This window comes from Arthrobacter sp. TMT4-20 (genome assembly GCF_054510775.1).
In genome coordinates this window covers 12,722-37,254 of the sequence record NZ_JBTNDW010000017.1, presented here as the reverse complement: position 1 = coordinate 37,254, position 24,533 = coordinate 12,722, and the positions used below count along the sequence as shown (strand labels likewise).

Below are 24,533 nucleotides of genomic sequence, written 5' to 3'. Positions count from 1 at the left end.
GGTACCCTCACGGGGTGCCGTCCTTCCGGCGTTAACCGGGAAGCTCGGCCTGCCGGTCACCGTGGGCAGGAGGGTAGTCCAGGCTCAGTACAGGAACATCCGCGCATTGCTCAGTTCGGCGTCGGCGTATTGCTGGGTGGCCACCGTCAGGGCATGATTGATCTCCGCCAACGACTCCTCTACCCGGGCCTGGGTGGCACGCCATTGAGCCACAGCCTGCTGGAAATTCGCGGCGGCCTGCCCCTTCCACAGCATCTCCAGTTCCAGCAGGCCCGCCTGCATCGTATTCACCTCGGACTGCAGCCGGCCGATGGTTCCCTGCACTTCGCTGCCCTTTGCGGCGAGTGCATCTGTGTCGACCTGAAAGTTTGCCATGTGCTTCCTCCTCATTGACGGCCACTCCCGGACCATTGCTGGTTAGCTTCGACCCTAGGCCGAGCGCTCAGGGGTTTGGGGAGGGAAAGCCGGAAAAGTGGGCAGCGCCCATGCCTAAAAGGCTGTGGAGGAGGAGTCATCCGATTCGAGGGCGCTATACGGCAGCCGGATGGACAGGGTAGCTCCGCCGCCGGAGGTCTCCTCCAACCGCACAGAGCCGTCATGCTGGGCCACCAGGGCAGCAACAATCGCCAGCCCCAGGCCGGTGCCGCCGGTCTCGCGGTAGCGGGATGAGTCGGCGCGGTAGAACCGCTCGAAAACCCGAGCCGCGTCTTCCTCGGAGATACCCGGGCCGTGGTCCCTGACCTCGATCACCGAGTCCATCCGACCGTGGATCACCGGCGCCACACCAATCGCGACTTCGATCGGGGTGCCATCGGGGGTGTACCGCAAAGCATTGGTCATGAGGTTGGCCACGACCTGACGGAGCCTGGCCTCGTCCCCAACGGTTGGTGCCGAATGCGCAGGACCGCCGTCCAGACCAATGACGGTGATTTCACGATCAGGGGCAATCGCACGGGCATCGAGCGCTGCATCGTTGCCGAGAATGACCAGGTCCAGTGGTTCGGATTCCAGCGGGCGCTGTTCGTCGATCCTGGCGAGCGTCAGCAGGTCCTCAACCAGCTCACCCATCCGCTTGGCTTCACTTTCGATCCGGCCCATCGCCGCCCGCACGTCGTCGTCGTTCTGCAGCGCTCCGTGCCGGTACAGTTCCGAGAACCCTCTGATAGTTACGAGCGGGGTGCGCAGTTCGTGGGACGCGTCAGCGACGAAACGACGCATCTTGCGTTCGGATTCCGTTCGGGCCGAGAACGCTGTCTCGATATGGGCGAGCATGGCGTTGAGTGAACGCGACAACCTCCCCACCTCAGTGGCCGGCCGTTCCACCTCGACGCGTCGGGAAAGGTCGCCGGCGGCGATCGCCGCAGCAGTCCGTTCCACCCGACCCAGTGGCCTGAACTGACGGGTCACGGCAACGAAGGCGATACCGCTGGCCACCATCGTCGCCCCGAGGCCGACGAAGAAGATGATCTGCCCGGCCTCCTCCAATGATTTGTTGACCGTAGCCAGGCTCGAAGCAATGGCCACGCTGCCCTGGCCGTTGCTCAATTCGATGAGCACGACGCGCCAGCCGGCGCTGTCGGGAGTGCTGCCAGGCACGGTGAAACCTGTCTGCTCCCGATCGAGGACCTCCTGGAAATCTATCTCTGGGATGTCGGGAACGTCGCTAGAGTCCTCGGAGAGGGTCCCCCTGAGCTTCTGACCGTCCACGTCTCGTAATTCTCCGTAAAACCTGAGCAGGTTCCCGCTGGCGGGCCCGTCCGGCAGAATGGTTTGCGCTACATCGTAGGCGTTGGCGCGTATATCTTTGTCCATCTGCTCAATCAGGCTGCCGCGCAGCATCGAGACCGTGACAATGCCGGTAATCGCAACAGTGACCACCATGAGCAGAGTCATGGTGGCCACCAGTTGGGTGCGCAGCGATGCGGCTTTCCACCGATCAATCACGTGGGTCGGTACCTACCGCTTGTCAGAGGTACGCAGCAGATAGCCGACGCCCCTCTTGGTCTGGATCAGGGCCACCGCGTCAGGGTTCTTGTCGATCTTGCGCCGCAGATAGGAGATGTAGGACTCGACAATCGAGGCATCCCCGTTGAAGTCGTACTCCCACACATGATCGAGGATCTGGGCCTTCGAGAGCACCCGGTTAGGGTTCATCATCAGGTAGCGCAGCAGCTTGAACTCGGTGGGGGAGAGATCGATGACCTCACCCGCCCGGCGTACCTCGTGGGCGTCGTCGTCGAGCTCCAGATCGTCCACGCGGATCACGGCGTCGTCATCGTCCATGGGCTGGGTGCGGCGGAGGACGGCACGGATCCGGGCCACCACCTCATCGAGGCTGAACGGTTTGGTGACGTAATCGTCGCCGCCCACGGTCAGCCCGGTGACCTTATCGTCGGTGTCGTCTCGAGCGGTGAGGAACACAACGGGGAAGTGCCGTCCGGCGGCACGAAGCCGGCGGGTCACTGTGAAACCATCCATGTCCGGCAACATGACATCGAGTACTGCCAGGTCGGGGTTATGGGTCTCGGCAGCGGCCAGCGCTTCGCGGCCGTTGGCGGCAGCGACGACGTCGAAACCCGCGAAACGCAGGGAGGTGGAGAGGAGCTCACGAATGTTTGGCTCGTCATCCACTACGAGGAGTTTTGCTTCAGGTCCAGTCTTTTTCACAGTTCCCAGTATCCTCCCAGACACTGGGAGTTGTCTGGATAGTGCGTGAAAGCTTCCCGTATGTCAGCCCTGAGGAATGTCCGCGGCGTCCATGATCCGGTAGGCATAGCCCTGCTCGGCCAGGAACCGTTGCCGTTTTGCGGCGAAGTCCTGGTCAATCGTGTCCCGCGCGACCACGGTGTAGAACCTTGCGGCCCGACCATCGGCCTTGGGGCGCAGCAGGCGACCCAGTCGTTGAGCTTCCTCCTGCCGGGATCCAAAGGACCCGGACACCTGGATGGCGACCGAGGCCTCGGGGAGGTCGATGGAAAAGTTGGCTACCTTCGACACCACAAGAGTGTGGATTTCCCCGTTGCGGAACTCGCCAAACAGCCGCTGCCGTTCCTTCACGGAAGTGTCCCCCTTGATCACGGGGGCATTCAGGCGCTCGCCGAGCTCGTCCAGCTGGTCGATGTACTGGCCGATCACCAGCAGCTGCTCGCCCTGGTGCGAGGCGACCAGCTTTTCGACCACGCCGCTCTTGGTCTCCGACGTGGCGCACAGGCGGTACTTGTCGCCGTCCTCGGCCATCGCGTAGGCAACCCGCTCGTCGCGCGGCAGATCCACTCGCACCTCCACACAGTCGGCCGGCGCGATGTAGCCCTGCGCCTCGATGTCCTTCCAGGGGGCGTCATAGCGTTTGGGGCCGATGAGGGAGAACACTTCGCCCTCCCGGCCATCCTCCCTGACCAGGGTCGCGGTCAGGCCGAGTCGGCGTCGTGCCTGCAGATCGGCTGTCATGCGGAAGATTGGGGCAGGCAACAGGTGCACCTCGTCATAGACGATCAGCCCCCAGTCATTCGCGTCGAGGAGTTCGAGGTGCGGGTAGAGGCCACCCCGCCGCAACGTCAGCACCTGATAGGTGGCTATGGTGACCGGCCGAATCTCCTTGACCGCGCCCGAGTACTCACCGATCTCGTCCTCGGTCAGGGATGTGCGCTTCAGCAGCTCATCCTTCCACTGGCGGGCGGAGACGGTGTTGGTGACCAGGATCAACGTGGTGGTCTGGGAGGTCGCCATCGCTGCAGCGCCCACCAGGGTTTTGCCCGCACCGCAGGGGAGTACGACGACGCCCGAGCCGCCCGACCAGAAGTTTTCCATGGCCAGCTTCTGATAGGGGCGCAGCGTCCACCCGTCCTCGAGCAGGGCGATGGGGTGGGGTTTGCCATCCACATAGCCGGCAAAGTCCTCCGCCGGCCAGCCCAGCTTCAGGAGCAACTGTTTGAGCTGACCGCGCTGGGAGGAGTGCACCACCACCGTTTCTCCGTCGATACGCGGGCCCAGCAGGGGCTGGATCTTCTTGGCGTGCAGCACCTCTTCAAGGACCGGGTAGTCGTTGGTGCGCAGGACCAGCCCATGCTGGTCGTCCTTCTCAAGGCGGAGCCGCCCGTACCGTGACATGGTTTCTTCAATGTCCACCAGCAGCGCGTGGGGTACCGGGAACCGTGAGTATTTCAGCAGGGTGTCGAGGACATGCTCGGCGTCGAGCCCAGCCGCACGGGCATTCCACAGCCCGAGCGGAGTCAGTCGATAGCTGTGGACGTGTTCAGGGGCGCGTTCCAGCTCAGCGAACGCCGCGATCGCGTGCCGTGCTTCGGTGGATTGTTCGTGGTCCACCTCAAGCAGGATGGTTTTGTCGCTTTGGACGATCAGCGGGCCGTCAGGCATCAGTTACTGCCCCTTCATCGATGGAAAGTAGTTCAACGTCCATGATCCGGTGGATCGAGACGACTTTTTCGACCTCGTTGGCCGGGTCAATGACCCGGACCCTGCCGCCGGATACAGATAGTGGAACAAGGACCTGCCGGGTGGAATTCCCCTGGCTGTCGGCGAACCCGAGCCGGACCGGGCGTCGCAGCCGGATTGCCTTGCGGAGGGTCTCGAGCCCCAGCAGGGTGTCACTCTCAGTGGTCGACATTCCGTCCGCAGGTGCCACCCCGGCACCGCGAAGCACTGCCACCTGGTTGGCGATGTCCTCCGATGAGAGGGTCCAGGGGTTCAGCGTCACCCGCGACGACGCCGCCGTCACGCTTCCCGGCCCGCCTGCGGGGCCGGACCGTCCGGGACTGGATGGCACAGCCAAGCCCTCGAGGGCGGGGGCGTACCCGAGGTCACGCAGGACCGCCGCGAGCTCCGGCCCGGACGCCTGGGAAATCACGACTGTCGGCGCGAGCTGCACCAGGCCAAGTGCTGCGGCCCGGGGATCGGTCAGGAGGGCTGAAAGCGCCGCATCATCGTCGCTGCGAACATAGCTGCTGGCCCTGCCCACCCGGAGGCGGCCGTACCTCGATGCGGTGTCGTCGACCAGGTACTTCAACGGCTGTGGAACGTCGGTGGCCGAATGGCGTGCCAGGAACGACAGAATCGTCGAGGCATCCTGGCCGTCGTCGAACGCGCGGCGCAGCGACTCCGCCGAGAACCGGTAGATGCTGGCCGGCCCCTGGCCCTCGGGGGTGGAGAGGAGGGCCAGCTCGGTGGCGACCTCGGGCTCGAGATATCCGGGGGCAACAGCGGTCAGGTCTGCCTGCAACATGAAGTGCCGCAGCGGGGCGGGCAGGGCGCCGCGCAGGACGGCGGCGGCGTCGTCGTGCCTGCCGGCTGCGGTCAGGGAGCCTAGCTCAGTCAATGCGCCGGACCCCATCAGGCCAAGGCGGGACGCCTCCGTGAGCATGCCCGGAACCAGCCGGGCAAAGCGCCGCTGCAGGCGCGGCTGGCTCCACGTAAGCCACTCGACGACGTCGCGGGTCTGCAATACGGCCGACATGGCGCCGTCAATTGGGTGCCCGCTGGCGTCGTCGCTGAGGGCAGCCAGCGCCGCCAGCATCCGGGACCGGATGTGGGGGGCGTCGGGTCGGCCGGCCTCGGCCGCCAAAGCGTTCACCGTGGCACCGGCGGTGAGCTGGGTTCCTACCAACGACGGCGCGCGTTGCGCATCCAGCCACGTGGTCGCCAGACGGTGCCACTGCTCCACCCGGTCCTGCGCCAGCCAGAGAGTGCCTGGTTCAATGCGCCAACGGGAGGTGTCGACGTCGAGTACCAGCAGGCCGGCGAGGGCCGCGAGCTCCACCAGCCAGGCAGCCTGCTCGGTGTCGACCCGCAGGGCATCGGCGAGCCGCCGGATTTCCCGGACGCCCACCCCGCCGGACCGCAACGTGGTGATCGGGGAAACCTCGACGGCTGCGACGAGGTCGGTGACCAGACGGAGGGTTTCGGCGACCGCGCTGTGCGCGGCGTTATCCCGCAGACTGTTCCGGATGGTTCGAAGCTCGGGAACCGGGGGGTCACAGCGCAGCTGCTCAATGATGGAATGACCACGCGCGGCCCGTCCGACGGCGCGGGGGAGCTCAACATGGCTCGCATCCAGGCGGGCGAGGAGCCCGTGGGTGAGTAACCACTGAATCGGTGAACCCGGGTCCTCAGCGCTCACCGGGGACGCACCGACCGCCGAGACACTGAATTTGCCGAGCAGGTCCCTGGTACGTTCGGGTGCCAGGGACAGCAGGGACTCCCAGCCGGCGGGAGTCGAAACGACGTCGTGGAGGACCTCGGCTGCGGCGGCGGCTGTGGTGGCCTCGCCGATCTCCAGCCCGAGCTTGCGGAGCCGGTCGACGCCGACGGGCAGCTGTTTGGCGTACCCGGGGAGAAGCCGGACCAGCTGGGTGATCTCCCGGCCCAGTCCGGCAGGGTAGGGGCCCAGGGCCTCGGTCAGGGAGGCAACGGGAAGGTAGAACCGGCGGTTCTGGTCAGCGGCCGGAGCCTCCGGCGGAGCCGGGGCGCGGCGGAGCAGAGCGAGCGCATGTAAATGGGCCAGGAATCCGTCCAGGATCTTCACGGTCGACCCCTTGATGTCCGACCGGAGCCAGGCCGCAGTGGTGCTTTGCCCGGTGTCACCATGAGTTGAAAGCTGCACGGCAGTGAGCACGTCCAGCTGGGGTTCGCTCAGGTTTTCCAGCGCCCGCTGGACGCTGACCCGGGTGGAAGCGCGGGCGGCGAGGGCGGCGAAATCGGGGACCGGTGGGAGAACGAGGTCCGGGCGCGCTGTGAGAAGGTCACGGAGCCGTGCGTCGCTGCGTGCAGCCAAATCGGTGGCCAGATCGCGGATAGCGGACATTATGACAACGTTACCCCGTTTGCCTGTGCTCGCCCCGCCCGATCACCCGGTGGGGAGCCCGCGGCAGGAGCTGGAGTCAGGCCCGCCTGCGGGTCCGAATTCCCGAGATCACCATGAGGATCATGAGGATAAAGGCCACCGGAAGGCAGATGTAGGCTGCGGCAACAAAGCCTGGCCACACGGTGCCCTGGAAAAAGGCAGTGATCAGCACGGCAGTAAGCGAAAGCAAGCCGATGATCGCCAGGGCCACTGCTGTCACCATCAGGATCAGGCGCGGCAGGTTCCGCTCCGGAGTGCTGGATCCGTGGTCTGGAAGGGGGCGGGGTGAGGTATTTGCCATAACGCTAACAGCGTACAAGGTGTGCCCCTTTCATGAAGCACACTGGTAGAGAGGATATTCTGGAAGGCAGAGACTTTCCCGACGAGACGCTGGCCCCGCCGCAAGGACATGGGCGCCAGATCCTTTTCCAAGGATCGGCACGGTCACAGCAGTGTCCGACGCAGCACCTACAGAACGAGGTAACGACGTGCCTATTGGCAAGGTCAAGTGGTTTGACGCTGAAAAGGGTTTTGGTTTCCTGGCTACCGACGACGGTCAGGAGGTCTTCCTTCATGCCTCGGCGCTGCCCGCAGGAGTGACCGAGGTGAAGGTGGGCACCAAACTGGAGTTCGGCGTCGCCGACGGCCGCAAGGGACTTCAGGCGCTCTCCGCCCGCATCCTCGAGGCGCCGGCCTCGGTTGCGAAGGCAACACGTAAAAGCGCCGATGATATGGCCGTGATCACCGAGGACCTCATCAAGTTGCTCGACGACGTCTCCAATGGGCTGCGCCGCGGCCGGTACCCCGACAAGTCGCACGCCGGCAAGGTCGCAGCGGTCCTCCGCGCGGTCGCGGACGATCTGGACGCGTAGGCCAGATCGTGGATTCAGACCTGGAAATCGTCGCTCATTCAGCGGACGTCGCTGACCCAGCGATCGCGGAGGCGGCCGACGACGCAGTGGTTCCGCCGAAACGTCGTGCACCCCGGAAGCCGTCCAAGCCCGACGCTCTATTGGCGGATGCTGTGGAATTCGCGCGAAACGGTGTGAACGAGATTGCCGAGCAGGGGCAGGTCGGCAACCATGTTGGCGCCTATCCCGACGCCGAACGGGTGGTGACCCACCGGTTCGAAGCCCACCTGCCCGGCTACGGCGGCTGGCACTGGTTTGCCACCCTGGCCCGGGTACCCCGCGGTAAGGAGCCGACGATCTCCGAGGTTGGCCTGCTGCCGTCCGAGACGTCATTGCTGTCCCCACCCTGGATTCCCTGGGCCGAGCGGGTACGCCCCGAGGACTCCGCCAAGGACGAATCAGTTTCCCCTGACGCTGCTGGAGGAGAATAACCAGTTGACTCACGGTAGTTGCGGACGAGGCCGAGCGGAACTCACCTGATGGGGATGTTCCGCTCGCTGCATATCCATAACTACCGGGTCTGGTTTTTCGGAGCACTGGTCTCCAACATCGGCACCTGGATGCAACGCACCGCCCAGGACTGGCTGGTGTATGACATCCTCACCGATCAGGATGCAGCAGCCATGGGCATTGTCATGGCGCTCCAGCTCGGCCCCCAACTGCTCGTCGCCCCCTGGGCAGGTCTGATCGCAGACTCGGTGGACCGGCGGAAACTACTGATTATCACCCAGCTCTCGATGGCGGCACTCGGCGTCGGACTCGGGCTGATGGTGGTGCTCGGGGTGGCCGAACTCTGGCATGTGTACGCCTTTGCCCTCGCCCTCGGATTCGTCTCCGCGGTCGACGCGCCAGCACGGCAGACCTTCGTCTCCGAATTGGTCAGGGACGACTATCTCCCCAACGCAGTCGCTTTGAATAGCGCCTCTTTCAACGGTGCGCGGATGGTTGGCCCAGCGGTGGCGGGTCTGCTCACCGTGGCGGTGGGCCCCGGCTGGGTATTCATGATCAACGCGCTCACGTTCGGCGCCATGATCTTTGTGCTGATGACCATCAGACGGTCCGAGTTGCGAGTCCTGGAGAAGTCTCCGCCGGGCAAGGGCCGGATTCGGGAGGGCTTCAGATATGTGCGTAACCGGCCCGACCTGATGATGGTGATGCTCGCGATCTTCATCGTCGGCACCTTCGGACTCAACTTTGCCGTCTACATCGCGGCGATGGCACGCACCGAGTTCAACAGTGGCGCCGGAGTGTTCGGCGTGCTGTCATCGGTGATGGCCGTCGGCTCGGTAGCGGGCGCTCTGCTCTCGGCCCGCCGCAGCAAACCGAGGCTACGGTTCATTTACGGGGCGGCAGCAGCTTTCGGGGTCGCCTGTGCCGCAGCAGCGCTGGCGCCCACGGTCTGGCTGTTCGGTCTCACCCTGATCCCGGTGGGCCTGTTCGCGCTGACACTCATGACCAGTGCCAATGCGTACGTCCAGACCACCACCGAGCAGGTGATGCGCGGCAGGGTCATGGCGCTGTATTTCGCCATTTTCCTCGGCGGCACACCGCTCGGCGCACCAATCGTCGGCCTGGTCTCCAACACTTTTGGTCCACGGTGGAGCCTCGCCGTCGCCGCAGCGGCCGGCATCATTGCGGCGCTGGCGGGAATGATCTGGGCCTGGCGGGCCCACCATCTACGGCTTCGCTACGATCCGGCCCCGCGGCGTCGGCTGCGGATTGAAACTGACTTCGGCAAACCTCTCACCGATCCCTAAGATCCGGTCCAGCCACAGGCTTTTGGGATCTTAGGGGCGGCGGAGGGCTAGCGTCCGCCGATCACGAAGTCGATGCAGGCCAGCAGGGCTGAAATATCGTCCGGTTCAATCGAGACGAACGTCGCGATGCGCAGCTGGTTCCGGCCCAGCTTCCGGTACGGCTCGACGTCGACAATGCCGTTGGCGCGCAACACCTTCGCGAGTGACGCAGCGTCAACGGAGTCGTCGAAGTCGATGGTCGTAATGACATTGGAGCGGTCCTCGGCGCGGGTGACGAAGGGGGTGGCGACGTCGGACGCTTCCGCCCACTGGTAGACCCGCCCCGCGGACTCCGCGGTGCGGGCCGCAGCGAACTCGAGACCGCCGCTCTGGTTCAACCATTCGACCTGGGCGTTGAGAGTCACCAGGGTGGCCAGGGACGGGGTGTTGTAGGTCTGGTTGAGTAAAGAGTTGTCGATGGCCGTCTGGAGGTTCAGGAAATCAGGGATCCAGCGGTCGGTCGCCGCGATCCGGGCTGCGCGCTCCAGCGCGGCCGGCGAGAACAGGCCAAGCCACAGGCCGCCGTCGGACGCGAAGTTTTTCTGGGGAGCGAAATAGTAGACATCGGACCCACTGACATCCACGTCCAGACCGCCGGCGGCCGACGTCGCGTCGATGAGGACCAAGGCATCCGGTGCGGCGCCGTCGACCCGGTGCACCGGTGCTGCCACACCGGTGGAGGTCTCGTTCTGCGGCCAGGCGTAGACGTCCACGCCTGTTTCCGCTTCAGGGGTGGGGCGCGTCCCCGGGGCCGAGGTGATCACCGAGGATGCCTGGAGGAAGGGCGCCTTGTTGGTGGCGGAAGCGAACTTCGCCCCGAATTCCCCGAACGACAGGTGCTGGGCCTTGTCCTGCACCAGCCCGAAGGATGCCACATCCCAGAACGCTGTTGACCCACCAACGCCCAGCACCACCTCGTAGCCGGCCGGCGCGTTGAACAGCTGGCTCAGGCCTTCCCGGACCGAACCGACAAGGTTGCGCACCGGCGCCTGACGGTGGGACGTGCCAAGCAGGGTCCGTCCGGCCTGCGCGAGGGCCTCCATCTGCTCGTCGCGCACCTTCGACGGGCCTGCTCCGAAACGCCCGTCGGCGGGAAGGAGGCCAGCGGGGATCAATTGGTCCGGGGAAATGCTCATGGTCTCTCCAAGGGGGTAAGCGTGCGACACAAGACGGGATACATTCTGCCGCACTACCCGGCCCCGGCGGCATTTGTGAACATGCCCCGACCGGGCACCCGGTTGCCGCTGATTGCCGCGGCCTCCGGTAAATGGGTTAACCTTGGTGAGCGTAGAACTTGTGTTCGGCGCTGGCGATATGTGCCGCGCTCCCACCGCGAAAGCTGCCCGCTGTTCCATCCCGCACCAGTGCCTAGGAGCTGAACCGCATGACGGACCTCATCGATACCACTGAGATGTATCTGCGGACCATCCTGGAACTGGAGGAGGAAAACATTGTTGCCCTCCGCGCCCGGATCGCTGAACGGCTCCGTCATTCCGGTCCCACCGTCTCCCAGACCATCGGCCGGATGGAGCGCGACGGGCTGGTGATCGTCTCGGGCGATCGCCACCTCGAATTCACTGACCTTGGCCGCCGTCGCGCCATCGGGGTGATGCGCAAGCACCGCCTCGCCGAACGTCTCCTCTCCGACGTGATTGGCCTGGATTGGGCTTATGTCCACGAAGAGGCCTGCCGCTGGGAGCACGTGATGAGCGAGCGGGTTGAACAGCGGTTGTACGAGCTGCTGGGAAAGCCCACCGAGTCTCCATACGGCAACCCTATTCCGGGGCTTGAGGCCCTGGGCGGCCCGCCAACCCAAGGCTTCACCGACGGTGTCCGCAGCCTCCTGTCGGTGATCGGCGCCAATCCTCAGGGGTCAGTGATTACCCTTATCCGGTTGGCCGAGCCCATTCAGGTGGACCCGGAACTGCTCTCCCAACTCGATGAGGGTGGGTTGCGGCCCGGAACGGTCATCGGCGTGCAGGCGGCCGGCGACTATGTGTCGGTCAGGGTCGAGGGTATCGAGGGCGCGCTGGAGCTCCCGCCGGAGGTCGCCGCACACGTGTTCGTGTCGGTCGCCGGGCCGGCTCTCTAAACCTCCACGGCACAATATTGCCGCAAATTATCCACAGGAAAAGATAACGAACGTATCTCTTTTGCTTATGGTCGTGGATGATGGAAAGCTGACGTTGATACATCAGCGTTATCTAAACCGCACGCCTAACCCTGTCAGCGGATTTGGATGCTGAGACCCGTGACAGGGGCGGAGGACCCATCAGACGGCGGCTGATAAGCCGCCTTGGGGTGAAGTCCGGACGCGGTGCTGCTTCGGCGGACCGGTCAGGGCCGAGTTTCTTCCCGAACTCGAATCCGACAGCTAACTTCGCAGGCATATACGAAAGGGACCCTTTGTCGAAGCACCATGCTTCGGGACGCCGCCGTGCCGGCGCCCCAGTACCTGCCGTGCGTCCTCGGGACGCGCAACGACTCGAACGACGACGACGAGCAACCCGGGTCAGGGGCGACTTTTCGCTCACCGGGATGAGCCAAAAATTCGCCATCGCCGCCGCCGCGTCCGGGCTGGTGCTGACCGTTACGCTACCCACCACCGCGGGGACGGCCCCGCAGGACGACAATGCGGCCGCCGTAACCGTTGCGCCCACCGTGCAGGCGACTGTTGCGCCCCGGGAAATCAGCGTTCCCGACGCGGCGCTGGTCGACTTCAGCCGCACCGCATTGCAGAGCACCTTCGACGCAGACGCCAAGCTCAGCGAGATCATGACCGCTGCAGACTCAGCGGCTGTACCTGCAGCGGCCCGCGGCTCCCTGTCAGCTCCCATGGACAAGCTGATTGTCACGTCCCCGTTCGGTTACCGGGTCAGCCCGATTACCGGCCTGGGTGGGGAACTCCACTCAGGTCAGGACTTCAGCAGCTCGTGCGGCACTGAAGTGTTCGCGGCAGCGTCCGGCACTGTCACCTTTGCCAGCTGGCACCCCTATGGCGGTGGAAACCGCGTGGTCATCGATCACGGCAACGGGCTCGAATCCACGTACAACCATCTCTCGTCCAGCAATGTCCAGGAGGGGCAGTCAGTGGACCGCGGTGAGGTCGTCGCCCAGAGCGGTAGTACCGGTGCATCCACCGGCTGCCACCTGCATTTTGAAGTGATGGTTGACGGTCAGGCCGTGGACCCCATGGGCTGGCTGTAACCAAGGACACACCGTTTCGTGACCGGAATGTGACATTGCGGTCAATCTCATGTACCGTCGATCTCGTGCCAAATTCTAATAGGTTTGGCACCCTCGAGCAGATCGCCTAGCTCTGCCACTGCCTGAGGTTCCGTTCGCACAATTCGCATGGCAGAGGCGGGGGAACCAATTAGTGGATTTCGCAAGAAATCCTTGGGGTTAAGTCGTCTGATTCCACTGGGAATCAGAGGGCCGGGTGACTCCCATCCGAATCCGACAGCTCACCTCGCAGGCAATTGGGAGAGGCAATCGAACGTGTCAACTAGCTCTTCTCTGGGCCGCCACAGGGCCGCCCGTACGCACACCAGCCCCCTGACAGCCATCTCAAGCGCCGTCTCCTCGAACGCTGGTTCCGTCGGCCGCCAGGCAGCAGTCATCGTCGCAGCGTCAGGGCTCGTCCTGACCGCCGGACTGCCAGCCCACGGGTTCGGTGAGTCCGAGCGTGTCGTTCAGCTCTCCACCCCCCTGATCTCGATTGCTGCTACGGCTGACGCCGTAAGCGCTCCCGCCACCGCCGAGATCACCTTCGAGCGTGCAGCCGTGTCGGCGACGCCCGCCGCCGTAGCTGCTCCAGTCGTCGAGGTGCAGGCCGACGTCATCGAGCCAATAACACCCGCCGCTGAGCCGGTAGCCGAAATGGTGGCAGAGCCCGCCGTGCAGGAAGCAGCGCCAGTCGAGGCAGCGCCAGTTGAGGCGCCCGCAGCAGAAGCAGTAGTCGCACCAGCTGCGCCAGCCCAGACGCCCGCAGCCGAAAAGCCAGCCCCCAAGGCTGCCCCTTCCGGTAACATCGCCGCTGGTCTGGTCGGATCCGCCTACTCCCAGATCGGTGTCGGGCAGGACTGCACCGCCATGGTTGAGAAGGCACTTCGCTCCGTCGGCAAGTCCGTTGGCGACATTGCGCCTGGCGATTTCTTCGCCTTCGGATCAGTTGTTGGCTCTCCAGCGGCGGGCGACCTGGTAATCACCGCCGGCCACGTAGCCATCTACGTCGGAAACGGCCAAGTCATCAGCGGTGGCCTGAACGGCATGAACACCGACCTCCATTCCCTTTCCGACCTCCCCGGCGCTAGCTTCGTCCGCGTTAGCTAAGACCACACCGAACCCTGGAGAACGCAAAAATGACAACTCGCACAGCTATTGCACGTCACCGTGCCGATAAGCGCCACAACACCAACTTCTCGGCTCTGGCCAAAGCAGTAACCGAGAACGCTGGCGGCATGGGCCGTCAGGCAGCTGTAATCGCCGCAGCATCAGGCCTTGTCCTGACCGGTGGGGTATCGGCCAACGCTGCTGAGCTCTCCCTCGAATCAGCCGAACGGACCACCCTGACCTCCGCGCTGGAGATCCAGGCCGCTCCAGCCGCCGTCGAAGCTCCCGCAGACGCCGACATTGCGTTCAACCGCACCCCGGTCAAAGCCGTAGCAGCCCCAGCAGTCGTCGAAGCCCCAGCAGTCACTGTTCAGGCTGAGACCGTTGTGGAGATCGAAGAGGCTCCGGCCGTGGCCCCGGCCGCTGAGCCCGAAACCGTAGAGCCGGTTACCGTAACACCTGCAGTGAACGTCGAGCCGGAAGCGCCCGTCCGGACCACTCCAGCACAGGCCGCTCCGGCAGCCGAGGCCCCCGTCGCGCAGAAAGCCCCAGCCGCATCCTCAGGGAAGGCAGCAACAATCGCGGCCGCAGCACAGGCTCAGCTGGGAGTCACCCAGGACTGCACCCGTCTGGTGAGCAACGCCCTGGCAGCAGCAGGGATCAACTTCCACGGCTGGCCAGCCGGGTACCTGTCCCTCGGACGCACGGTCAGCGCCGGCGAAGCCATCCCAGGTGACCTCATCTACTACACAGATGGCGGAGCCGGAGTGGCCCACATCGCTGTGTACATCGGTGGCGGCCAGGCAGTCCACGGCGGGTTCAACGGCAACCAGACCGTCGTCGCTCCAGCCGATCTTGGTTCGGGCCCAGTCTTCATCCGCGTCGGCGGCTAAGAACACCCCGCATTACGACAAAAGACCCGGAGGAATTTCCTCCGGGTCTTTTTGTGCGTCTGGCAGCCGCCCGGACTGTCAAGGCGATCGGTCCGCGACGACACGCGTGGACCAGCTCCATCAAAATTAGCTAACCGAGCGTCAGCCGAACTACCCTTACTCAAAAGGAGTCAGGATTTCGGCCTGCGACCCCGGCGATAGGGGTAGAGGCCTGATCGGCAAAGAGGAATGTGCATGCGCACTCTCGTTCTGAATGCTGGATATGAGCCGCTGGCGGTAGTGACCTTCCGCCGGGCGCTGGTCCTTGTGCTGGCCGGCAAAGCCAGCGTCGTCGCGGAAGGGGAGGAACCGGTCATCGGACCCAATGAGATTCTCGGGCGCCCCTCGGTCATCCTGCTGAACCGGTACGTGAAAATCCCCTACCGGCAAAGTCTCGTGGTCACCCGCAGGGGTGTGCTGCGCCGCGACAACCATCTGTGCGCCTACTGCGGCAAAAGCGCCTCCACCATCGATCACGTGTATCCACGCTCCCGCGGCGGGGACTCCAGCTGGGAAAACCTCGTAGCCTGCTGCCTCAGGTGCAACAACGACAAAGGTGACAAGACGCTCGCCTCTCTGGGGTGGCAGCTGGGGGTCACCCCACAACCACCCCGAGGTCCATCCCACCACTTCCGTGAGATCGAGAAGCCAGCCCCGCAGTGGAGCGCCTTCCTCCGGTCGGAGAGCGCCGCTTGAGCGCTCAGGTACCCGTTGCCTTCAATGCCGTAGTGCTCTCGGGTGGCAGATCCTCACGCCTGGGAGGTACACCCAAGGCCCATCTCGAGCACAACGGGCAAAGCCTGCTTGACCTGACCTGTCAGGCCGCGGCAGCTGCACGACGGATCGTCGTCGTCGGGCCAGACGACGTCGACGGTGCAACCTTCCGGGCTCAACCGGTGTCGCGCGAGTTTGTCCGCGAGTCGCCACCGTTCGGCGGGCCGGCCGCGGCGCTGGCTGCCGCCGTCGACCATTTACAGGACGACTCGACACCGTGGCTGCTGGTGCTGGCGTGCGACATGCCGCGCATCGCGGAGGCGATTCCTTCGCTCCTGAAAGCGGCGGTCGATCGTCCGGATTCCTCGGCGATGGCGCACGACGGCGGCCGGGACCAGCCGCTGGCCGCCCTCTACCGTTTTGCTGACCTGCGGTTAGCGGTGCAGGAGATCCACGCCTCCGGAGGGGCCCAGAATCTATCGATGAAGGCACTCCTTGCTAGGGTGCAATGGAGAGCAATTGACGTTCGGCCGGGCAGTACCGCCGACGTCGACACCTGGGCTGACGCTCAATCCCTCGGTGTCTCAGGCACAGCACCGACCTAGATTCAGGAGCAGCGATGAAAAAACAGGATCAGATCCTTCAGGAATGGAGTGCCCAACTCATTGAGGCCTTCGAGCTTCAGGGCACCACCATCGATATCGATGCCATCCTTTCCCTCGCGGGGGACGCAGCCCACTCGATAGTCCGCCCGGCAGCGCCGCTGACCACCTTCATCGCTGGCTATGCCGCTGGCCTTGCCGTGGCCAGCCAGCAGGCTACCGAGGCGGTAGCCATGGAGTCAGCGATTGAGGCTGCCCGTCGCCAGTGTCCCACCGAAGACGCGGCCACCCCACCAACGGCGGAGGCCCAGTGAGCGAATCCCCCATGAGTGAATCCCCAGTGAGCGAAACTGCCACCGACAACTCCACCGGCCGGAACCTCGACTGGGAGCAGGCGCGACGCGTCGCCTACGACGCCGGAACGCCAATGGCCAACCAGACAGTCCCGCTCTCCGAAGCGCTTGGACAAACACTGGCCGAGCCGGTCACGGCTTTACAGGCCATCCCGCACTACGCGTCATCGGCCATGGACGGATGGGCAGTCAACGGCAATCCACCGTGGCAACTGGTCAGTCATGCACCAAAGGAAGAGCACCCCTGGTCGCGTCCTGCCCCGCACCAGGATTCGGGTGCGGGACCGCTGGCTCCCGGTGAGGCGACATTCATCCTGACCGGCGGCGTGGTACCGGAGGGGACCACCGGGATCCTCCGGATGGAGCACGGTGCCGTCCGCGGTGATTCCCTGGACCGCAACGAGCGGGCCCGGCCGGACGAGCCGAGGCCCCAGGAACACATCCGACCGGCCGGCGAGGAGGCCCCTCAGGGCAGCGAGACCATTCCCGCGAACGTCACCCTGAACCCGGCCCAGATTGCCCTGGCCGCGGTCTGTGGCTACGACAACCTTCCAGTGCTGAGGGCACCGCGGGTGTCCTTGCTGCTGACCGGCGACGAGGTCATCGAAGCCGGGCTCCCCGAGCCGGGGCAGGTCCGTGACACGTTTGGTCCCCAGCTTCCCGGTCTGGTCCAGATGATGGGTGGGCACGTCGACACCTCGGGCCGTGCCAAGGATGACCTCGACGACGTCGTCGCCGCCATCAGCGCCGAAGCGCTCGATGAACTCTCCCTCGCTCGCGCCTCCGGTGACGTCCTCATCACCACCGGCGGGACGGGCAGTTCCTCGGCTGACCACATCAGGCGCGCGTTGGAGACGCTCGAGGCAGAGTTCATCATTGACGGCATCGCGATGCGGCCCGGCCACCCCACGCTGCTGGCCCGACTGCAGGACGGCCGGTTCCTGGTAGGTCTCCCCGGCAATCCCCTGGCCGCGATGATGGCCATGTTTACCGTGGTGGGCCCGCTGCTGGCAGGCCTGCGTGGGGCGCCGTTCCCGGAAACCGACGAGGTTACCGTTGGGGAGGCATTCGATGAGCTTCCCGGCCGGAGCCGGGTGGTGCCCTACCGGCTGGAATCCGGCCGGGCCGTCGCGGCCACTCACCAGCGCTCCGGCATGCTGAGAGGCCTCGCCTCCGCGGCCGGGGTCATGGTGGTGCCGGCTGACGGCTGCGTTGCGGGGGACAGGTTGCCAGCGCTGCGCCTGCCGTGGATCAGCTAAAACTCCACCTGATAAAACACCGGCGCCCCCATTCAGCTGAATGGGGGCGCCGGTGTTTTAGGCTCAGAGCGGTTCAGCTCAGGCGATCTTCTCAAGCCGGATGATGACCGACTTGGACGTCGGTGTTCCACTGACGTCAGCCGTGGAATCCAACGGCACCAGCACGTTGGTCTCGGGGTAGTAGGCGGCCGCGCAGCCCCGCGGGGTGGCGTAGGTGACCGCCCGGAAGTTCTCGGCCCGGCGCTCAACGCCATCGGAGAACTGTGAGACCAGGTTCACCATTTCTCCTTCGGCGATCCCGGCAGCTGCCAGATCGTCCGCATGCACCAGCACCACACGTCGTCCGCCGTGGATGCCGCGGTACCGGTCATCCTTGCCGTAGATCGTCGTGTTGTACTGATCGTGCGACCGTAGGGTCTGCAGCAGCAGCCGCCCCTCGGGGATCTTCGGGTACTCAAGGGCGTTGCCGGTGAAGACCGCCTTGCCGGACGGAGTGGTGAACTTCCGGCCGTCACGGGGACCATTCGGCAGGACGAACCCACCCGTTTCAATCCGGGTGTTGTAATCCTCGAAGCCAGGGATGACCGCCTCAATGTGGTTACGGATGACCGAATAGTCGGCCTGCGCCGCAACCCAGTCGATCTGCGGGGCGTTGTCGCGGAACGGGCTCTCCGGGCGAGCGAACAACCGGTCACCGAGCTCACACACGATCGAGATCTCCGAGCGCACATCCGGTCCCGGGGGACGAAGCCGTCCACGCGAGGCATGCACCGCACTCATCGAGTCTTCGACCGTCACCCGCTGGTCGCCGCTGGCCTGGGTGTCCCGATCCGTCCGGCCCAGGGCCGGCAGAATCAAGGCACGACGGCCGGTGATCAGGTGCGAACGGTTCATCTTCGTCGACACCTGGACGGTCAGGCGCGTGTTGCGGAGCGCCTTGTCGGTCACATCGGAGTCCGGAGTGGCGCGCACAAAGTTGCCACCCATCGCCATGAAGACCTTCGCGCCGCCGTCGCGCATGGAACGGATCGCCGCAACAACATCGACGCCGTGCTTACGCGGCGACGCGAAGTTGAAGTGCGAGTCCAGGCTGTCGTGGAAACCGTCGGGCATGCGCTCGAAGATGCCCATGGTGCGGTCGCCCTGCACGTTTGAGTGTCCCCGGACCGGGCAGACGCCCGCTCCAGGCTTCCCGATATTGCCCTGCAACAGGAGGACGTTGACGACGTCGCGCAGTGTCTTCACCGAGTGCTTGTGCTGGGTCAGACCCATCGCCCAGCACACCACGGTGCCGGGGGACGCGATCATCCGATCGCCGACCGAGGTGATCTGAGACTTGGCGATTCCGCTGGCCTCGACGATCTCGTCCCAGGACACGTCACGCAGTTCCTGCAGGTACTCTTCCAGGCCGGTGGTGTGTTCCTTGATGAACTCGTGGTCGAAAACCGTCCCGGTCTTCTCCTCCTGCTCCAGCAGGTACTTGCCGAGACCCTGGAACAGGGCCTGGTCGCCGCCGAGGCGGATCTGGAGGAAATCGTCGGAGAGCTGGGTGCCGCCACCGAACCTGGTGCCGAGGATGCCGGAGATCTTCTGCGGATTTTCGAAGCGCAGCAGCCCAGCCTCGGGCAGCGGGTTGATCGCGACGATCTGCCCGCCGTTCTTCTTCGCCTTTTCCAGCGACGTCAGCATGCGGGGGTGGTTGGTTCCCGGGTTCTGGCCCGCGACCAGGATCAGCGGGGCCTTGTCGACGTCTTCGAGGGACACCGTCCCCTTACCGATGCCGATGGTCTGGGTCAGCGCGGAGCCCGAGGACTCGTGGCACATGTTCGAGCAGTCCGGCAGGTTGTTGGTGCCGATACCACGCACCATCAACTGGTACAGGAATGCCGCCTCGTTGGAGGTACGGCCGGAGGTGTAGAAGACCGCTTCGTCGGGACTGTCCAGTGCCGCCAGCTCTTCGACGATGATGTCGTAGGCCTGATCCCAGCTCACCGGACGGTAATGGGTGCCGCCCTCTTCCAGAAGCATGGGATGGGTGATGCGGCCCTGCTGGCCCAGCCAGTACTCATCGCGCTCGTTGAGCTCGGCAACCGAGTGCTTCTCGAAGAACGACGGCGTCACGATGCGGCGCGTCGCTTCTTCGGCGACAGCCTTGGCGCCGTTTTCGCAGAACTCGGCGGTGTGCCGTTTGTCACCCTCGGGCCAGGCGCAGCCCATGCAGTCGAAACCCTCTACCTGGTTCACTGCCAACAGCGTCTGCGCGCTGCGCACCGGACCCATCTGGTCCAGGGAAATCTTCAGGGAGTTCAGGACGGCGGGAAGTCCCACCGCTTTTCTCTTGGGCTTACCGACCTCAATTTCGGCTTCGTTGATTCCATCTTTGGGCGCACGAGTCGCCATAGCCATCACATCCTAGGGTCAGAAGTCCACTAGTCTCATCCTAGGACAACGGTAGGAGTGCAAATTGAAGAAGCGCGTCAGTCAGCGCCGCCAAATCACCCGGTTCCGCCTCGGCGCAACCGAAAATGGCATCAGCCGGCGCGAGGATATTCTCGCCGGCGAGGAACCGCTGGAGATCCGCTTGGGAGCCAAGTCTTTTTCGGTGACCATGCGCACACCCGGCGACGACTTTGACCTGGTGGCAGGATTCCTGGTCTCTGAGGGCATCGTCTGGGAGCCCGGGCAGCTGGTCAGTCTCCGCTACTGTGCAGGAGTGGACGACGCCGGTCAGCAGACCTTCAACGTGGTCGAATCCCAGCTCAGACCCGATGTGGTACTTCCGGACACCACGATGGAACGCCACGTGTACACGTCCAGTTCCTGTGGAATCTGCGGTACAGCCTCGATCGATGCGGTGCGCAAGTCGTCCCGTTTTGACGTGCACGACGACGACGCCCAGGTCACGCTCCCGGCGCTCGCCGGGCTGCCCGACCGGCTGCGTGAATCACAAAAGCTGTTCGACTCGACCGGTGGCGTGCACGCTGCGGGGCTGTTCACCCGCGACGGCGAATTGTTATGCCTTCGTGAGGACGTAGGCCGGCACAACGCGGTCGACAAGGTGGTGGGCTGGGCGCTGCGGGAGGGGATGCTCCCCCTGAAGGGAACCATCCTCCAGGTGTCCGGGCGGGCCTCCTTCGAGCTGGTGCAGAAGGCGCAGCTTGCGGGGATCCCCGTGCTGTCGGCCGTCAGCGCGCCGTCGTCGTTGGCTGCCGACCTCGCCGAGGAAACCGGCATCACCCTGGTGGGCTTCAGCCGCGGCACCTCACTGAACTGCTACACGCACCCGCAGCGGATCGCAGCCTAGCCACCACCGACGTCAGGGGCCTCGCGCATGGAACTCGGTATCTACAGTTTCGGGGACATCCACCCCAACCCGGTGACGGGAGAGCGGGTTTCGCCGCAGCAGCGGATGGCGGACCTGCTGGAGCGGGCCCGGCTCGCCGACCAGGTGGGACTGGACTACTTCGGCATCGGTGAACACCACCGCCCGGACTACGCCGTCTCGTCGGTGGTGCCCGTGCTCGCCGCAGCCGCCGCGCAGACCACCAGGATCCACCTCGGCTCGGCGGTCACAGTCCTGAGCACCGAGGACCCGGTGCGGGTGTACCAGCAGTTCGCGACCCTCGACCTCCTCTCCGGAGGCCGGGCTGAGCTCACGGCCGGGCGGGGGTCCTTCATCGAGTCCTATCCGCTGTTCGGGGCGGAACTCGGGGACTACGAAGAGCTCTACGAGGAGAAAATCCGGCTGCTGCTGCAGCTCGACGCCGCTGAACGCATTACCTGGACCGGCAAGTTCCGTGCCGCCTTGGATGATGCGTTGATCCTGCCGCGGCCCACCTCAGGGCACCTCGACATCTGGATCGCTACCGGCGGCACACCGGCGTCGTCAGTGCGGGCTGCACGCCTGGGCGCGCCCGTGATCTTTGCCTTGCTTGGCGGAGCCGTGGGGAACTTCGCCCAGCACGCGCAGCTCTATCGCGAGACAGCTGCCCGGGCGGGCCATGACCCCTCGACCCTGAAGGTGGGCCTGAGCGGCGTCGGGCTGGTGTTGAGGAAGGACGCCCCAGCCGTCTTCAAGCCGTACTGGCTGGACACGATGAAGCGGATTTCATCGGAGCGGGGCTTCCCGATGCCGAGCGAGGTCACATACAACATGCAGGCGGCACGCACCGGGGCGATCTTCGTGGGGAACCCCGAGGAAGTGGCGGTGAAGATTGTGCTGGCCCACTCACAGATGCAGCACGACCGCCACATTCTGCAGCTCGACTGGTCCTCCGTGCCGCAGGCGCAGGTACTCGAGTCGATTGAACTGCTCGGCACCGAGGTGCTGCCCATGGTGCGCCGCGAGCTCGGTGTGGTGGCGCCGTAGCGGTGAGCACCAAAGTGTCTCACCCAAGGCTGACATACAGTTGCCCACGGATGTCCAGGTTCCTCACCGAAACGGGCCAAGCGGGCACGACGACGACGCTAGCCGGGAATGCGTTCCCCGGCTTCCACCGGGACGCCGATGCGGTTACCGTCGATCGGCCGCGGGCAGGTGCCATACGGGGTGAACGCGCTCGGGTAGTTCAACGCACGGTTGAAGTCGAGCTGGACCCGACCGTCAGGTGACACCCGGTCGGTGACAAGGAAACGCCACCCGGCAGTGGTGTCCTTGTTCGTCGCATCATGGAACGCCACTTTCAGGGAGCCGTCCCGCTGCTGGTCGGCCATCAGGGTGTGTTCATCGCCACCGATGACAAAGGAAACCGTTCCGGTCGCCTGGGCGACGTCGTCGACCTCTGGGTGGGCGGTCCGGATCGGTATCTCACGCGCCGCCGGAAAGGCAGTGTAGCGGCCCTCGGCCACCGAGAAGGAGTCGTACTCGAAGACGGGCACGCCGTCGAACCCGGTGAATGTGGGGGCCGTGTTGTCGCGGGTCCGCACCACGTAGCGGTTGCCGCGGACCGCGAGTTCCACCACTGTGTCCTGATAGCGCACCCAGTTAAGGGAATCGCCGTCGTCGAGGAGCTGGGTGATCGTTCCACTGATTGGCGCCCCGGTGCTTGCGAGGGTCAGGCCGTCAGCGACCTGCGCGGTCAGGGTGGCGCCCTCGGCAGAACCGGGCCGCCCCGCACTCCAGAGGCCGGGCACCAGTTCCAGTGCCGATGGCTCAGCTGGTAGCCACTGCAGGGACGTCAGGGTCAGCCAGCCATGGCCGACGGCGAGGGAGCCGTCGCGCTGCTCACGGAAGCTGCGCCACTGCTGGAGGTGAGTCCGGTCAGGGGTGTGCTGGGTCATGGGAAATCTCCAAAAAGTCGCAGAACGGGTCAGAACGGGTGGAGGAGGCGCTGGACGAACCGTTTGGTCCGCTCCGCTTTGGGCGCCCGCAGCACGGTGTCGGGGTGGCCGCGTTCGATCACCACGCCGCCGTCCATGAAGACCACTTCATCGGCAACTTCGCGGGCGAAGGCCAGCTCATGGGTAACGATCACCATGGTCCATTGCTCGTCGGCTAGTTCCTTGATGACACCCAGGACTTCACCCACGAGCTCCGGGTCGAGCGCCGAGGTGGGTTCATCAAAGAGCAGCAGCGCCGGTTTCAGGGCCAGCGCGCGCACAATGCCGACCCGCTGCTGCTGCCCGCCCGACAGTTCAAACGGGTACTGGTCCTTCTTGTCGGCCAATCCCACCCGGGCGAGCAGCGCCTCAGCGTCCCGGACGGCGTCGGCCCTGCGGGTTTTCTTGACCTGCATGGGTCCTTCGATGACGTTCTGAAGGACGGTCATGTGGGGAAACAGGTTGTAGTGCTGGAAGACCATGGCACTCTGGTCGCGCAACGCCGACAGGTCCCTGGCTTTGACCTGCCCGCCGAAATCCACCGACGGTCCACCCGCGACCGAGACTGTTCCGCCGTCGGGCGTCTCGAGCCCGTTGAGGCAGCGGAGCACTGTGGTTTTACCGGAGCCGGACGGCCCGATCAGGGCAGTGACCTGACCGGGCCGGACCGCCAGGTCGATCGACTTCAGCACCACGTTGTCGCCGAACGATTTACTGAGTCCGGTCACGGTCAGCAGGTTTCCCGGTTCACCGGAGCGGCCGGCAGCGGGCTCAGTGTGCGACATAACGATCCAACCTCTTCTCCAGATAGGACTGCCCGCTGGAGAGAACGAGGCAGAACACCCAGTAGACCAGCGCGGCCTCCAGATACAACATCATGAATTGCTGGCTGAACGCTGCGATCTCCTGCGCCTGGCGGAACAGTTCGGTCACCAGGATCAGTGATGCCAGGGAAGTGTCCTTCACCAGGCTGATGAACGTGTTGGACAGGGGTGGTACCGACACACGGGCGGCCTGCGGCAGGATAATCCGGCGCAGGGTTCGGGTGCGGGACATGCCGATGGTGTGCCCGGCCTCCCATTGGCCCTTGGGGACGGACAGGATCGCCGCACGGATGATCTCCGCCGCGTAGCCGGCCACGTTCAGGGAGAACGCGATGATGGCGCTGGGCCAGGGATCAATCACCAGCCCGATCGAGGGCAGCCCATAGAAGATGACGAACAGCTGCACCAGCAGGGGAGTGCCCCTGATGATCGAGACGTACACCCGGGCCGCTCCTGACGCGAACCGGTTGCTGCTCAACCGCATCAAAGCGATCACGAGCGCCAGGAGCAGGCCGAGGATAAACGACGACAGAGACAGCGGGATGGTGCCCGTCAGCCCGCCCAGGACCAGAGGCCAGAGCGAATCCCAGAACAGTGTCCAGTCGATGGTGTTCCTCCGTGTGGCTAGCCGG

At 64.9% G+C, this 24,533-nt stretch carries 24 protein-coding genes and 2 riboswitches; of the genes, 13 read left to right on the top strand and 11 right to left on the bottom strand.

Annotated elements, in window-relative coordinates; genetic code table 11:
* Positions 1-84: 84 nt before the first annotated feature.
* The 6 genes from ACX80Z_RS14245 to ACX80Z_RS14220 form a co-directional block, all read right to left on the bottom strand.
* Positions 85-375 carry a WXG100 family type VII secretion target gene (locus ACX80Z_RS14245; RefSeq protein WP_019483822.1) on the bottom strand — a complete coding sequence of 97 codons (291 nt, stop codon included), beginning with the start codon at positions 373-375 and terminating at the stop codon, positions 85-87.
* 114 nt (positions 376-489) lie between these two features.
* Positions 490-1,944 carry a sensor histidine kinase gene (locus tag ACX80Z_RS14240; protein WP_459316307.1) on the bottom strand — a complete coding sequence of 485 codons (1,455 nt, stop codon included), beginning with the start codon at positions 1,942-1,944 and terminating at the stop codon, positions 490-492.
* A gap of 12 nt (positions 1,945-1,956) precedes the next feature.
* On the bottom strand, positions 1,957-2,667 hold the full coding sequence (locus tag ACX80Z_RS14235; protein WP_019483824.1) for a response regulator transcription factor: 711 nt from the start codon (positions 2,665-2,667) through the stop codon (positions 1,957-1,959).
* A gap of 63 nt (positions 2,668-2,730) precedes the next feature.
* The gene (locus tag ACX80Z_RS14230) at positions 2,731-4,374 is read right to left on the bottom strand and encodes a DNA repair helicase XPB (RefSeq protein ID WP_024477369.1); all 1,644 of its coding nucleotides are present in this window, start codon (positions 4,372-4,374) and stop codon (positions 2,731-2,733) included.
* Positions 4,367-6,817 (bottom strand): helicase-associated domain-containing protein, encoded by a 2,451-nt coding sequence (locus tag ACX80Z_RS14225; RefSeq protein ID WP_459316306.1) that lies wholly within the window; start codon positions 6,815-6,817, stop codon positions 4,367-4,369. Before ACX80Z_RS14225 ends, ACX80Z_RS14230 begins: the two co-directional genes overlap by 8 nt.
* A 76-nt stretch (positions 6,818-6,893) precedes the next feature.
* Positions 6,894-7,157, bottom strand: coding sequence for a hypothetical protein (locus ACX80Z_RS14220; RefSeq protein ID WP_459316305.1), 264 nt, complete (start codon positions 7,155-7,157; stop codon positions 6,894-6,896).
* Between the two features lie 187 nt (positions 7,158-7,344).
* Between ACX80Z_RS14220 and ACX80Z_RS14215 the strand changes: the two genes are divergently transcribed.
* From ACX80Z_RS14215 to ACX80Z_RS14205, 3 genes are read left to right on the top strand one after another with little or no spacing between them, the layout of a single operon-like run.
* Positions 7,345-7,728, top strand: coding sequence for a cold-shock protein (locus ACX80Z_RS14215; RefSeq protein WP_019483828.1), 384 nt, complete (start codon positions 7,345-7,347; stop codon positions 7,726-7,728).
* Between the two features lie 8 nt (positions 7,729-7,736).
* Positions 7,737-8,198 (top strand): DUF3027 domain-containing protein, encoded by a 462-nt coding sequence (locus tag ACX80Z_RS14210; RefSeq protein ID WP_459316304.1) that lies wholly within the window; start codon positions 7,737-7,739, stop codon positions 8,196-8,198.
* 48 nt (positions 8,199-8,246) lie between these two features.
* On the top strand, positions 8,247-9,524 hold the full coding sequence (locus tag ACX80Z_RS14205) for an MFS transporter (protein ID WP_116778151.1): 1,278 nt from the start codon (positions 8,247-8,249) through the stop codon (positions 9,522-9,524).
* A 47-nt stretch (positions 9,525-9,571) separates the two neighbouring features.
* Here the strand turns inward: ACX80Z_RS14205 and serC are convergent, their stop codons facing one another.
* Positions 9,572-10,699, bottom strand: a complete 1,128-nt coding sequence (gene serC / locus ACX80Z_RS14200) for a phosphoserine transaminase (RefSeq protein ID WP_459304672.1) — start codon at positions 10,697-10,699, stop codon at positions 9,572-9,574.
* 248 nt (positions 10,700-10,947) lie between these two features.
* Here serC and ACX80Z_RS14195 point away from each other — a divergent pair, with 248 nt between their 5' ends.
* The 8 genes from ACX80Z_RS14195 (at position 10,948) to ACX80Z_RS14160 (ending at position 17,758) form a co-directional block, all read left to right on the top strand.
* Positions 10,948-11,655, top strand: a complete 708-nt coding sequence (locus ACX80Z_RS14195) for a metal-dependent transcriptional regulator (protein WP_459304671.1) — start codon at positions 10,948-10,950, stop codon at positions 11,653-11,655.
* 138 nt (positions 11,656-11,793) lie between these two features.
* A riboswitch (cyclic di-AMP (ydaO/yuaA leader) is annotated at positions 11,794-11,967 on the top strand.
* A gap of 2 nt (positions 11,968-11,969) precedes the next feature.
* A complete protein-coding gene (locus tag ACX80Z_RS14190; protein ID WP_459316303.1) occupies positions 11,970-12,770 on the top strand; it encodes a M23 family metallopeptidase in 801 nt (266 codons plus the stop codon).
* A 125-nt stretch (positions 12,771-12,895) separates the two neighbouring features.
* A riboswitch (cyclic di-AMP (ydaO/yuaA leader) is annotated at positions 12,896-13,059 on the top strand.
* Positions 13,060-13,064: 5 nt separating this feature from the next.
* Positions 13,065-13,898, top strand: coding sequence for an NlpC/P60 family protein (locus ACX80Z_RS14185; RefSeq protein WP_459316302.1), 834 nt, complete (start codon positions 13,065-13,067; stop codon positions 13,896-13,898).
* Between the two features lie 29 nt (positions 13,899-13,927).
* Positions 13,928-14,791, top strand: a complete 864-nt coding sequence (locus ACX80Z_RS14180; RefSeq protein ID WP_019483834.1) for an NlpC/P60 family protein — start codon at positions 13,928-13,930, stop codon at positions 14,789-14,791.
* Between the two features lie 234 nt (positions 14,792-15,025).
* Positions 15,026-15,526, top strand: coding sequence for an HNH endonuclease (locus ACX80Z_RS14175; protein ID WP_019483835.1), 501 nt, complete (start codon positions 15,026-15,028; stop codon positions 15,524-15,526).
* Positions 15,523-16,149, top strand: a complete 627-nt coding sequence (gene mobA, locus ACX80Z_RS14170) for a molybdenum cofactor guanylyltransferase (RefSeq protein WP_459316301.1) — start codon at positions 15,523-15,525, stop codon at positions 16,147-16,149. Before ACX80Z_RS14175 ends, mobA begins: the two co-directional genes overlap by 4 nt.
* A 14-nt stretch (positions 16,150-16,163) precedes the next feature.
* Positions 16,164-16,460, top strand: coding sequence for a DUF6457 domain-containing protein (locus ACX80Z_RS14165; RefSeq protein ID WP_019483837.1), 297 nt, complete (start codon positions 16,164-16,166; stop codon positions 16,458-16,460).
* A gap of 11 nt (positions 16,461-16,471) precedes the next feature.
* The gene (locus tag ACX80Z_RS14160) at positions 16,472-17,758 is read left to right on the top strand and encodes a molybdopterin molybdotransferase MoeA (protein WP_459316300.1); all 1,287 of its coding nucleotides are present in this window, start codon (positions 16,472-16,474) and stop codon (positions 17,756-17,758) included.
* A gap of 78 nt (positions 17,759-17,836) precedes the next feature.
* Here ACX80Z_RS14160 and ACX80Z_RS14155 read toward each other — a convergent pair whose 3' ends face one another.
* Positions 17,837-20,158 carry an FdhF/YdeP family oxidoreductase gene (locus ACX80Z_RS14155; RefSeq protein WP_459316320.1) on the bottom strand — a complete coding sequence of 774 codons (2,322 nt, stop codon included), beginning with the start codon at positions 20,156-20,158 and terminating at the stop codon, positions 17,837-17,839.
* 64 nt (positions 20,159-20,222) lie between these two features.
* Between ACX80Z_RS14155 and fdhD the strand changes: the two genes are divergently transcribed.
* Complete coding sequence (fdhD, locus tag ACX80Z_RS14150; protein WP_019483840.1) at positions 20,223-21,062, top strand: formate dehydrogenase accessory sulfurtransferase FdhD; 840 nt, start codon at positions 20,223-20,225, stop codon at positions 21,060-21,062.
* 27 nt (positions 21,063-21,089) lie between these two features.
* The gene (locus ACX80Z_RS14145) at positions 21,090-22,127 is read left to right on the top strand and encodes an LLM class flavin-dependent oxidoreductase (protein ID WP_459316299.1); all 1,038 of its coding nucleotides are present in this window, start codon (positions 21,090-21,092) and stop codon (positions 22,125-22,127) included.
* Positions 22,128-22,225: 98 nt separating this feature from the next.
* Here the strand turns inward: ACX80Z_RS14145 and ACX80Z_RS14140 are convergent, their stop codons facing one another.
* From ACX80Z_RS14140 to ACX80Z_RS14130, 3 genes are read right to left on the bottom strand one after another with little or no spacing between them, the layout of a single operon-like run.
* Positions 22,226-23,038, bottom strand: coding sequence for a DUF1684 domain-containing protein (locus ACX80Z_RS14140; protein WP_459316298.1), 813 nt, complete (start codon positions 23,036-23,038; stop codon positions 22,226-22,228).
* Between the two features lie 29 nt (positions 23,039-23,067).
* Positions 23,068-23,862 carry an amino acid ABC transporter ATP-binding protein gene (locus ACX80Z_RS14135; protein WP_019483843.1) on the bottom strand — a complete coding sequence of 265 codons (795 nt, stop codon included), beginning with the start codon at positions 23,860-23,862 and terminating at the stop codon, positions 23,068-23,070.
* Positions 23,849-24,508: an amino acid ABC transporter permease gene (locus ACX80Z_RS14130; protein ID WP_459316319.1), complete on the bottom strand. Its 660-nt coding sequence runs from the start codon at positions 24,506-24,508 to the stop codon at positions 23,849-23,851. The genes ACX80Z_RS14135 and ACX80Z_RS14130 overlap by 14 nt, the downstream gene beginning before the upstream one ends.
* Positions 24,509-24,533: the final 25 nt, after the last annotated feature.